The sequence below is a fragment of the Shewanella sp. genome (genome assembly GCF_013214165.1).
In the GTDB taxonomy this organism is placed as follows: domain Bacteria; phylum Pseudomonadota; class Gammaproteobacteria; order Enterobacterales; family Shewanellaceae; genus Shewanella.
In genome coordinates, this window is sequence record NZ_JABSSM010000102.1 from 1 (window position 1) to 10886 (window position 10886).

Consider the following 10886-nt stretch of genomic DNA (forward strand, 5'->3'; position numbering starts at 1 on the left):
AGTCACAGATAGATCCAGACGACCGTAGAAGTTAGGTCCATCGGCTAGTGCGCCGAATGATGCCAGCGTTAAAACCGATGCAACTGATGCAGATATTAGCGTTTTTTTCATGTTTAAGTGCTCCCAAGAACCTAAGTTGTTTCCATTTTATAATGGTTATTTATGGTTTATTGTTCTTGCTGCAAGGGGCCATCCTTGTAACAAATATGGGGCCGAATTTTACAGTTTTATGTCAACGAAAATGTGGGCACGATCAAGGTTTTACAGCCAAGCTGTTGGTTTGGCAAGAATTTGTGATCCGTTTAACATTTTGGTTTGTGTTCCCTTCTTGCACTGTAAAAACATAACACCTAATGAGACGCTTTCCGAAGGACTTATGGATTAGGGCTAACTTGAGCGGCGCGTTAACCTCATCTATACCTACATCGCATGGCGCAGCAAGCTATCTTCAACAGGGTTCTTCTCTGCCAGACTTTACCTGCAAATAAGACAGGATTTTTTAGTCTTTATTTATCAAATGAGATAATATCTGCCCGCTCATGTTTTTATGCCGCGAATATTCTAGTTTCAACACTATACTATCTGAGTTGTATGTCTGGGTGGTATGGGATGAGACTGGGGGAATTACGCAGCCTCATTTTGTAAGTTACCATTTATTTTTTTGTTTGGAGATTTCGTTGGAAAATCAAGTGCATTCAGCAGCGTATCTTAATCGATTTGCCGGTATTGGTCGTCTATATGGTCAAAAGGCATTAACGCTATTTTCTCAATCTCATGTTGCTGTTGTAGGCATAGGTGGTGTTGGCACTTGGGTGGCAGAGTCTTTGGCCAGGAGTGGTATAGGTGAAATTACTCTCATCGATCTTGATGATATTTGCGTAACCAATACCAACCGTCAAATCCATGCCTTGAAGCAGACCATAGGCGAGTCTAAGGTCGAAGTCATGGCTCAACGTATTGTGCAGATTAACCCTGAGTGCAAGGTAAATCAGGTAGAAGATTTCATCACTACAGACAATCTAGGTGAATATTTTATTGGTAAGAAGTACGCCAAAGAAGATCAAACTGGTGTGTTAGATTATGTTGTCGATTGCATAGATGCAGTGAAACCTAAAGCGGCGATGATAGCTTGGTGCAAGAGACAGAAATTGCCTTTAGTGACTGTGGGCGGTGCGGGCGGGCAAGTTGACCCAGCGCAGGTTCAAATAGCAGATCTTGCTAAGACATATCAAGACCCACTGCTCGCTAAAGTGCGTAATTTATTGAGACGTGAGTATAATTTTTCTAAAAATTTACAGCGTCGATTCAGTATCGAAGCCGTGTTCTCTACCGAGCAACTGGTGTACCCTCAGGCTGACGGTAGTGTCTGTAACAGCAAGGCAAATGTCGATGGCAGCATGCGCATGGACTGCGCCTCAGGCTTCGGCGCCGTGACGGTTGTCACCGGGACATTTGGGTTTGTCGCCGCAAGTAGAGTACTGATAAAACTTGCGAGCAAGGCTAATAATCCCTCCTAGAACCTAGAACCTAGAACCTAGAACCTAGAACTGATTCAGCTGACGGACTCAGAAGCGTGTCCGTTCAACTCATTGCCTGTTTAATCTTGTGTCATCGGGAAAGAGATCAGGAAGCAAGCGCCACCGAGTTCACATTCCGGCTCAAACCTGATGCTTCCTTTCAGCAAGATAGCGGCATTATAAGCGGCCGAGAGTCCAAGCCCTGTGCCGCCTTCGTTACGTGAAGTGGTATAGAAGGGCTCGAAAATATGAGTTGCCGCATCCCTCGATATCCCTGAACCATTGTCTTGTATCGAGATATTGATATTATTATCGACTACATTCGCTCGGATGATGATGATGCTCTTATCTACCTGCTTAAATGCATGAGAATATGCGTTGGAGAGAATATTGGTGGTGATCTGCTTCAGCAGACTCAAGTTGGTTTCTATCTCTAATTCAGGGGGAATATCAAACTGTACTTCGACCTCTTGTTTATCGAAGAGGATCTTCATGGATTCATGACTATCTATGAGAGCCTGTTTCAGATTGAATGCCTTCAACTCTTCCTGATTTTGCTGGGCTGCTATCGTCTTAAACTTCTGTATCAGGGTACTAGCCTTAGTGATATTACTGATAATTAACTCACAACTCTCTTGATACTCTTCTAATATGGCGTGAATTTCTTCTAAGGTGGTGTTCTCACCATGTATGAGCAAGATCAACTCTTCGATATGTACCAGCTGAGAGGTTGCAGCAGTTAAACAGATCCCTATGGGAGTATTAATTTCGTGTGCGACTCCAGAGACTAGGCCTCCCAATGCCGCTATCTTTTCCTGTTCGACGAGTATCTCTTGAGTCCGCTTTAACGCCAAGAGAGATTGCTCTAGCTCTTGAGTTCTCTCCTTTACTTGTCTTGCCAACTCCTCTTTATAGCTGGTTTCGAGGGCTAATAACCTCTCTCTATCGGTCAATGCGTCTTGCAGTTCTTGTTTCGATTTATTGATGTCCGAAAATGACGTTCTCAGTTGTTGTTGCATGGTATTAATCGCCGCTGAGACTTGATGGAATTCGTCTCCTTGCTTATCGTTCTGATCGAATCTTAGCGGTTCAAAGGGGCTATCTAGATCTAATCGCTGACAATAGAGGCTGAGCGTGTGTAGGTGTCTCGCGACCATGTACCAGACTAAAAAGAGGATGAAACCCGCGACGAGAAATGTTTTTATGGCATTAGAAAGTAAGATTATGATGGCTCTATCCAGCAGTTTTTGGTAAACGGCTTTAAGATCCGCTTGGATCAGTAAGGTGCCAACCGCAAAGCTGTTACTTCCAGATCGATAGAAGAGTTCGAATGTTTTTTCTATGGTATTTTCAGGCGTTGGGGTACCTGAGGTCCAGACCTGACCGCTATCATCGATGATAGCAATATAGGTGATGTCGGGAAGCTGAATCAAGCCATTAACTTGTGTGTTTATCAATTTTTCATCTATCACCCAGATACTAGCCGCTAACACATCTAAGTTAACTTTTTCGATACTGGTAAATTGACGAGTGATACGATTTACATCGCTTTTATAGTCATTTACCAGTTGGAAACCTGTGGTGATCAAGGTGATTAATGAACTAAATAATATGATCGATATTGTTAGCTTACGGCCTATCTGGCTTTTGAATAATCTACTAGTAAAAGTATGCATGGATCCTTTTCTTGAGCATTGAGAGCTAAATCAGACTTGCTCACTTTCGCCTTCGAATAATGTCAAAGTAAGCATCCCCCCATAAGCATAGTCTGCCAATCACCTACTGAGTGAGTTAGAGGCTTAAAAATTAACAAAAAATCTGAAATATCGGCGATCAATATTTTAATGAAATTGTGGCATTAATATTGCTTTGATTTGCTTAAGTACAGTTTTTTGACACTAGGTATCCTTATGCAGAAAATAAAGACACAGATATTTAAACCGTCGGTTCCTAAGCAGCTGATTTTGAACTCTATGCTTTGGTTAGCTATCGTGAGCGGGGGCTTATTATTCGTACCTACAGGTATTTTGACGTCAGTAAACTTAGAGTCAGTGGTTAGTGCCAACTCTCATTTCATTGGCTTAGGTTTTATCATAGGTATCGCTTACTTGATCACTCAAGTGGTGAGCTATTTCTTAGATGAAGCCATCGGCGTATTAAAAGCCAAGCGGACTATTGAAATCATCGAGGAGAAGGTGCGGCTCTTGGACCCGACCGAACGCGCACTTTTACGTGAGTTTTTTCTTCAGGGTGCGACTGTCTTGACTCTGCCACAAAATGAACCCGCGGTTAAAAGCCTACTAACGACGAACATCATCGAGCTGTTAGGTAATCAAAAGCATTATGTAATACAGGGCTCTACGGCTGATTATAAGATTTCGATGCGTGCGAGAACTTATCTGAATCGACAAGTACTAAGATTGCCGGTTGGAGAGCCAAGTCAGGAAGAGATGCTAAATCTAATAAAAGCCAGGCCAAATTTTGCTAATAATGTCACAGGCCCAAGAAAACAGGTCGCCTAAACCTAATGCCAGGTTTGGCTGATATTAGCTACAAACTAGCAGTCAGTATTGGCGTAAATATACGGGATCTAGAATAAAAATAGGGGGCAATATGCCCCCTATTGGATTAGGAAATGCACCTGTTTAAGCTGCAACCCATATCGAAATAGCTTTGCACTTATTCCGGCTTAGACTTTTGAATAAACATCCACATCAGGTATCCCATAATACCGACAGTGCAGAAAATTACTATCATTGACATCAGCCCTATTGCGTTTCCAAACATCAAATCTAACCAGAAAGCCATAGTGAAATCCTCTTTCAAAATTTATTTTTTGTACATACCCCTAACTTAATCTGGTTTTAATGTCAGCTTGCTGATCTCGATCAATAATCGCTCTGAATCATTATCAAATTACATTGTTTTTGTTAAAACTATGGGTTGGATCTGCTTTTACTTATTTAGTTTGCGCAAGCTAGGGACTGCAGAAGGTGATAGTTATGTACGCATTAATCTGACTGTAATCCTATGTGGAGTATAAGATAAGGGTGAAAATTGTTCGGTCAGTTATTTTCTGCTGTTAAAGACTTGCCATTAGTCGTCTCAAAGGTATAATGCCGACACTTACTGAGGTCTTAGCTACCTCGGTTAGTCTATTTGATTAAGCCGGTGTGGTGGAATTGGTAGACACGACGGATTCAAAATCCGTTGCTTTCGAGCGTGACGGTTCAAGTCCGTCCTCCGGTACCAATCCCTTTTATTAGGGAAAGGAAGAACCTGCTTTTTAGCAGGTTTTTTTATGCCTGAAATTTAGTTTGAATTAGGGCTGCATTGCTTTTAGAAGATCAGTTTTTTTGAATTAAGTAGCGTCGACTACGTCCTTCTCCAATCGGGATTAATATCCCTTTTTCAACCAAATCTCTAATATCTCTTGCGGCAGTTGCATCTGTTGTCTTGGTTATAGCTTTATATTTTTTTCGAGAAATACCATCGCTAAAATCCGTTGTTTCCAATAGTTTAGTAATCACTTTTTGTTGCCTAGCATTAAATGTTGTGAGCTGGTTTTTTTGCCAAAAACGAGTTGTTTGCATGACTCGTTCAAATTCTTTCTTGGCATCTATTGCAGCAATCTCCACCATTGATAAAAACCAGACTATCCATGCGGTTAAATCGAGGTTATTGTTTTCATCTACAATCTTTTCATTGCTTCCTAACTCATAACGCTGATGGCTTTCTAACAGTTGATAGTATTCATTACGGTGATTTTCAAAAGCTGATGATAAAGAAAATAAACGCAGGTTAGTATGCTCTGCCTCGGCTAAACAGCGCTCAGCAATGATCCGAGATAAACGGCCGTTACCATCATCAAACGGGTGAATCGTGACAAACCAAAATTTAGCGATTGCAGCCCTGATAAAGCTTGATTCGTTTGATGAGGTATTGAGCCAGTTAAAAAACAGATCCATCTCTTGCTCTACTTCGCTATTTGCCGAACCTGGCGCTTCGAAGTGGACCTGTTGCTTACCGTATCGTCCCGAAACTATCTGCATAGTGTCATCACGATAATCACCGATAGTCATAGGTGTGATTATCGGTGCAACAGGGAAAAGCATTTGATGCCAATTTTTGACGACGCCATGATTGACTTGTTGCTCTGTCGTGCGGATTGCAGATAATAAAAGCTCGACCATAGCATCACTTTGCTGGTTAAACTTATTCCCTTTACCAATACCTAATTTATTGACGATGCTAGAGCGAACAGAGTCTCGATCATATAACTCTCCTTCAATTTTGGCGGAGGCTAGTGTTTCATCAAGTAATATTGCAGCTTCCCAATCTAAACGTTGCTCAAGTGATAGGATCTCACTCAATTGCTTTAATGGTGACACGGCTTGTATGCATGACTCTAGCTTGGTGATAACGATGGTTGTATCATAAGTAAAGTTAGGCCAGTCTTTCAGTTGCCAAATCCACATAATGCCTCCCTGAGTTGTTTAGGCCTGCTAATCATCTCAAATTATGAGTCGATTAAGAGTGTTAATCAACTCATTTATCCTTTTCTCATAGTAAGAGCAAAGTTTACTGTGACAATGTCTTTATGCAAAGAATTTGCAAAGGTGTTTTTTATGGTTTTTAGCAATTGATATATAACATGTTTTTAGGGGTGCTCTTTTCAAAATCCGTTGCTTTCGAGCGTGACGGTTCAAGTCCGTCCTCCGGTACCAATCCCTTTTATTAGGGAAAGGAAGAACCTGCCATTGTGCAGGTTTTTTTATGCCTGACGTATCGTAAATCTCTCAATCTTCCTTTCTTCGTTTCAACCTCTAATTATTTTTACTGCAAGCTTTGCATGGTTTGTCAGCTCCCTGTGAGGCTTATTTTCTGTCGTTACTGGTTAGCTTTAACTCGTTTCTGCCTCAAAACTTGCTAGCCTTCGAATGAAGGCTTAATACATTTTCGCCTTGGTTTATTTTGTTTTAGTTGTCTATTTTCGTCATTCCGGCAGATCTTTTGATCCGGAATTCAGTGACCTTTGCTGTTGGGATATGTCATTGAAGGCCGCCCCTTCATTGTCACTTATCGCCTCTCCGGCGAGGCATGTGCACTCTTTACTTCGACAGTTCTGCGAAACGCTGGCTCTTGATTTCATAAGAGTCTTCCCTGTGGGCTCTGCGATGGCATCCATGCTGCCGCAGCTCACCGCCGCATCTACACTGGCTGTTCTACAAGATGGGTCGCTTCGATTTTAGAGTGGGTGTTATTGCTAACTTGAGAGGTTTAATCATGGCTGGCACCATTCTTTCTTCTTTCGCTACTTTGGCCGCGTTCAACAAGCCAATAGAGACCCGCTGATATTGATGATATCAAAGCATAATAAAAAAATCCGAAACCTAGAGACAGGACTCGGTTTTTAAGCCTTGATAAGATCAGGTAAGCGAACGATAAACCATTAAATGTTCGGCATTGGCTTCACCAGGATTTTCATCTATTAAGATCTGTAATCGCTTCAGTTCCCTACCAATGACGTCAGGTGAGTTTTATAACCACCGTCCATACAGAAACTGTCCTTCAATTCATCTGGCGCAACATAAAATGGCTTTAATGGATAAGGAGTTGATACCCCAGATGGAGTGCCAACCTCATGGTGTTCAAGCGGAGTAATAAGAGAGGCAAACTGCTCCCTAATAGTCAAGCTAGTGTCAACCTCCTGAGCAACCCACCCCTGCTTAAGTTTTAGCGGGTAGGTATAGCTATAAAACAACTCACCCTTGTTGTCCCCACCCTCCAGCATCCGCTCCAAATCGGTCTCAACCAAACCGGCTTTGACTACAATAACCTTCAAATTGTAAGTGACGCCGTTTGCTAGGATTTCGATATCCGTCAGCTCGCGCCACTTCTCGATAGGCACCGTTTCCGTGATTCTCTCATGCCGTCCATTCACCAGTGTTTCGATGGCGACAAACACATCAAGCTCGCTTGGGTGCAAATCTGTATTAGGGTTCAGGGTATAGTATAGGTCGCCAGTGATTTTAGTAGGCAAGCAACCATATCTTATATATTTTGTTCTAGTATGATAACAACTGAAACCATCGTCACTAATTTTCCCCCAGCTGGCATCTACAACTGTCCCATTTTTGTAAGGAACTTTCCCTACGCTGGCTTTTACACCAATAGACGGGACTGTCACCATGGCAAAAACACCTAATTCTTCGTTGTAGGTGGGGTAAACACCATTGCTACTGAACGAGCTTGATTCAAGAGCCTGCTCTGCATTCAATGAACCCGGTGTAACAATATGGACGCTATCGCTATTACCAAGTACGCTCGTTACCCCGCGTAAAGCCATTTCTCCCACCAATACGCTCGGCATAGGTGGTGGCAGTTTGAACCCTATTACCTTGGTCTGTGCGCTAAAGTTGGCAAATCCAAAGATCGACGACAGGGTAGATAATGCGGCTTTAGAAATAGGCTCCGGACTGGTACTCGCCAAAACATCCAGCGCTTCTCCTGCTTTTTTAAGGGCTATCGCAGATGGATCGCTAGAGCTCCAGTTTTTTTCATTATAAACAGCCGTGGCATAGTCACTTTGATATTTAAACTCATGATATAACGCCTGGTAGCTTTTAAAGGATGATGCACCTACCTGTGTATCCAGCCCAGAGTCGTTAAAGTAACTGGTTAGATAATTTGAATCTACAAATCCATTACTATCTCGAACAGGAACACTATTACCGCTAAAGCGCCCTGTCAGGCTTGTTTCTCCGTTTTGAACCGGAGATATTTTTACGGTTAACACCGACTCGTAACAGGACGTGCAAGGATCATAACCTAGGTCAAAATCAGCGTAAATCCATTGTTTTTCCTCAATGGCAATCAGGGCAACCATAGCAGTAACCTTGGTGCTTCCAGCTGTTCTGTTCAGGGGAGCCGAGCCATAGGGGGCAAACAAATTGGATGCAACCCTGCCATTGCGGTCGTTATGACTCAATTCAATGGCAGCTGTGTTAAAGGTACCAGGGGAGTGATCGTATAAGGCCACAACTCTTAGTTTTCCTGTGTATCGATTGTAAAGCATCACATAGGGCAGCCCATAGGTTTTCTGAGTAAAGGGCACGTTGGCTTGACCACCTTTTAGCATGTGATAACCAAGGTTATGTTTCACTAACTCCCAACCACTTTCAGGCTGCATATTTGGCAGTTTATCCTGTGAGTTTTCAGGAGCGGAAAATGGGTAACGTTCTAAGGCGTTCTGATAAAATGGACTACGCAAGGGGACTTGTTCAGTCGGATTGCTACTACCGACATAACCGACATAAGACCACTTAATGACACGCCAGTCAAAAATGTTGGTCTGGTAGTCATTCGCCGTACCAAAGTCAGTATTTCTTTTATCCACAGGTACCAAGGGGCTATCCGGGTTGGTAGAAATCCGAGCTTGTTTTCTTTGATAGCTGTCATCATACTCGACCTCGTCAGCAAGCTTTAACTTCCACAGCCCAGCATCTTCTGCAACTGAACGAAGTTCAACTGCTTGTCCATCAACCATTGTCAGGTACTGTTTATAGTACTTATTTTTAAAACGAAATAGGTTATCGCCAACCGTTTCAACCTGCCAACGGCACTGTGGAGAGTCTGGCAACGAGACTAAGTCCACATCTGATGGACTAATCAGACAAAGGTTTTGGCCATTTTGATCCTGCCAGGTCAATGTCCCATCAGCATGAGAACGGAAGATTTTCCATTGCTGGCTAGGACGTCTTTCTTTCAAGAGCCCAATCTTAGCTGTATCCTTACGGTGACGCGTAGCATACACAGACTCGATTCCAAACCGGCTTAAGAGAGTGTGATCTTTATTTGGAACCAGGTGATATGCCTTGGTTAGATCAAAAGTTTCTAAGCTCTTAAGTATTTTCATTGAAGACACTTGCTTGGCCAGCACTCCCAAGTCTTGATCACCACGCACTAACACCTCGGTACCTTGGTAATTCGAATGCCTATACAATTTAGCCGCAAGACCGGGCGGGAAAGTTATCGATTGAGCCACATCATTAAACGTAGACAGAAACCATACATCCTCAGCTGAACAAAATCTCTGTCCCGTTGCGCTTTTATACTTATAGAAGCAAACTTGACTATCGGCGTCGAACGCGTCATCGCGAGTGACGGTATAAACTCTTTTGAAGTCTCTTGTGGAGTCATTTTTACTCGGATAATATGTTCCTTTTGTCCAAGTCCTTGCTTCAACAAGTTCTTCCTCAATGCCATCAAATCCTTGTTTATATTCATAACGTCGCAAACTGACTTTATAACCTTTATCGACAGTCAATTTGGTAACGGTGAAAGCTGTCTGCTCAATGGTCTCGATATCAGAAATACACGTTCTGTCTGTCGGTTTAGCACCTGCGTAAACACAAACAGGTGTATATTCTGTATATGCCTGAACGGGAGATATCAGCATTATTCCTGCAACGGCAAGTCCCGACATTTTAGCGAAAAATTCCCAGCAATAACCTTGTTTTTTCCTTTTCAAACATTTGCTTGGGGAGGGAGCTATAGCCTCATATTTATTTTGTATACACTTAAACATTGAATATCCTTTATAAATATATTTATAAAAAACAATTGCAAGCACTACCGATTATGGGCAGTAGTTCTAATCTTAAGTACTACAATAAAAGCGGAGAACCATATTATTCAGAGATGATTTGTTAACAATGGTCAAACTGATCGTTATCATTTAGTTAGGCATTAGTTAGCATTTTCTTGTTGCCGATTAAAAAAATTTTAATCGGCCATGTATTAAAATTGTGACAAGCTTGACTGATAAGGGGGAATACTTGGCGAGTGAGCCAACTTTTATAGAATGTTAAACAAAAATTCCCAGTTAATCCATTGCGGCCTTATTAAATAAGCTGAAAGCGTGATCCAGCAATCAGTTATACGCCTACAGGTCTCAATAAAATTTTGTGTGGGGATATCAGTTATCCTTGGAATCTACGATATGCCTTCAGATCCGCTAGAAAAGCCATAAAATCAAGCCACACATCATAAAAATGAAGCCATTGACTGTATACTGATCCTGATATTGCGACCTCTAACCACCTGTAAGATATCGATTTATCTGGTTTAAATAATCATGGTGATGAATTCTATGTAACCGAGATAAGTGGACATCCATATTATTCTGGGTATAAAAAGGGAGGCCAAGCCTCCCTTTTTATTGCTGTATTACTTTAATCTTGCTCTAGCTCTGTAATATCTTCAGTGGTAAGCCCAGCATGTCATCCCCCGAGCCTGCTAAGTACCAGATGATGGCGATCAGGGCACCTACGGTGATAAAATACCATAGGGTTGAGAATATCTGTC

At 42.1% G+C, this 10886-nt stretch carries 6 protein-coding genes, 1 tRNA gene and 2 pseudogenes; 3 read left to right on the forward strand and 6 right to left on the reverse strand.

Annotation, left to right across the window (positions count from 1 at the left end; all coding sequences use genetic code 11):
- A pseudogene (locus HRU42_RS18900) lies at window positions 1-111 on the reverse strand (porin); the annotation flags it as partial.
- A 566-nt stretch (window positions 112-677) separates the two neighbouring features.
- Here HRU42_RS18900 and tcdA point away from each other — a divergent pair.
- Complete coding sequence (tcdA, locus tag HRU42_RS18905) at window positions 678-1517, forward strand: tRNA cyclic N6-threonylcarbamoyladenosine(37) synthase TcdA (protein WP_295033394.1); 840 nt, start codon at window positions 678-680, stop codon at window positions 1515-1517.
- A gap of 80 nt (window positions 1518-1597) precedes the next feature.
- On the opposite strand, the gene HRU42_RS18910 is transcribed toward tcdA, so the two are convergent.
- Window positions 1598-3193 (reverse strand): ATP-binding protein, encoded by a 1596-nt coding sequence (locus HRU42_RS18910; protein WP_295033396.1) that lies wholly within the window; start codon window positions 3191-3193, stop codon window positions 1598-1600.
- A 234-nt stretch (window positions 3194-3427) separates the two neighbouring features.
- Here HRU42_RS18910 and HRU42_RS18915 point away from each other — a divergent pair, with 234 nt between their 5' ends.
- A complete protein-coding gene (locus HRU42_RS18915; RefSeq protein ID WP_295033398.1) occupies window positions 3428-4039 on the forward strand; it encodes a superinfection exclusion B family protein in 612 nt (203 codons plus the stop codon).
- A 157-nt stretch (window positions 4040-4196) separates the two neighbouring features.
- Here the strand turns inward: HRU42_RS18915 and HRU42_RS18920 are convergent, their stop codons facing one another.
- Complete coding sequence (locus tag HRU42_RS18920) at window positions 4197-4325, reverse strand: DUF3149 domain-containing protein (RefSeq protein WP_295033400.1); 129 nt, start codon at window positions 4323-4325, stop codon at window positions 4197-4199.
- A gap of 359 nt (window positions 4326-4684) precedes the next feature.
- On the opposite strand from HRU42_RS18920, the gene HRU42_RS18925 reads away from it, so the two are divergent.
- Window positions 4685-4769 (forward strand) — tRNA-Leu (locus HRU42_RS18925).
- 95 nt (window positions 4770-4864) lie between these two features.
- Here HRU42_RS18925 and HRU42_RS18930 read toward each other — a convergent pair.
- The 3 genes and pseudogenes from HRU42_RS18930 to HRU42_RS18940 form a co-directional block, all read right to left on the reverse strand.
- Window positions 4865-5995: a Fic family protein gene (locus HRU42_RS18930; RefSeq protein ID WP_295033402.1), complete on the reverse strand. Its 1131-nt coding sequence runs from the start codon at window positions 5993-5995 to the stop codon at window positions 4865-4867.
- A gap of 1031 nt (window positions 5996-7026) precedes the next feature.
- Window positions 7027-10107: a hypothetical protein gene (locus HRU42_RS18935; protein WP_295033404.1), complete on the reverse strand. Its 3081-nt coding sequence runs from the start codon at window positions 10105-10107 to the stop codon at window positions 7027-7029.
- Between the two features lie 657 nt (window positions 10108-10764).
- Window positions 10765-10886 (reverse strand): annotated as a pseudogene (locus HRU42_RS18940) (site-2 protease family protein); the annotation flags it as partial.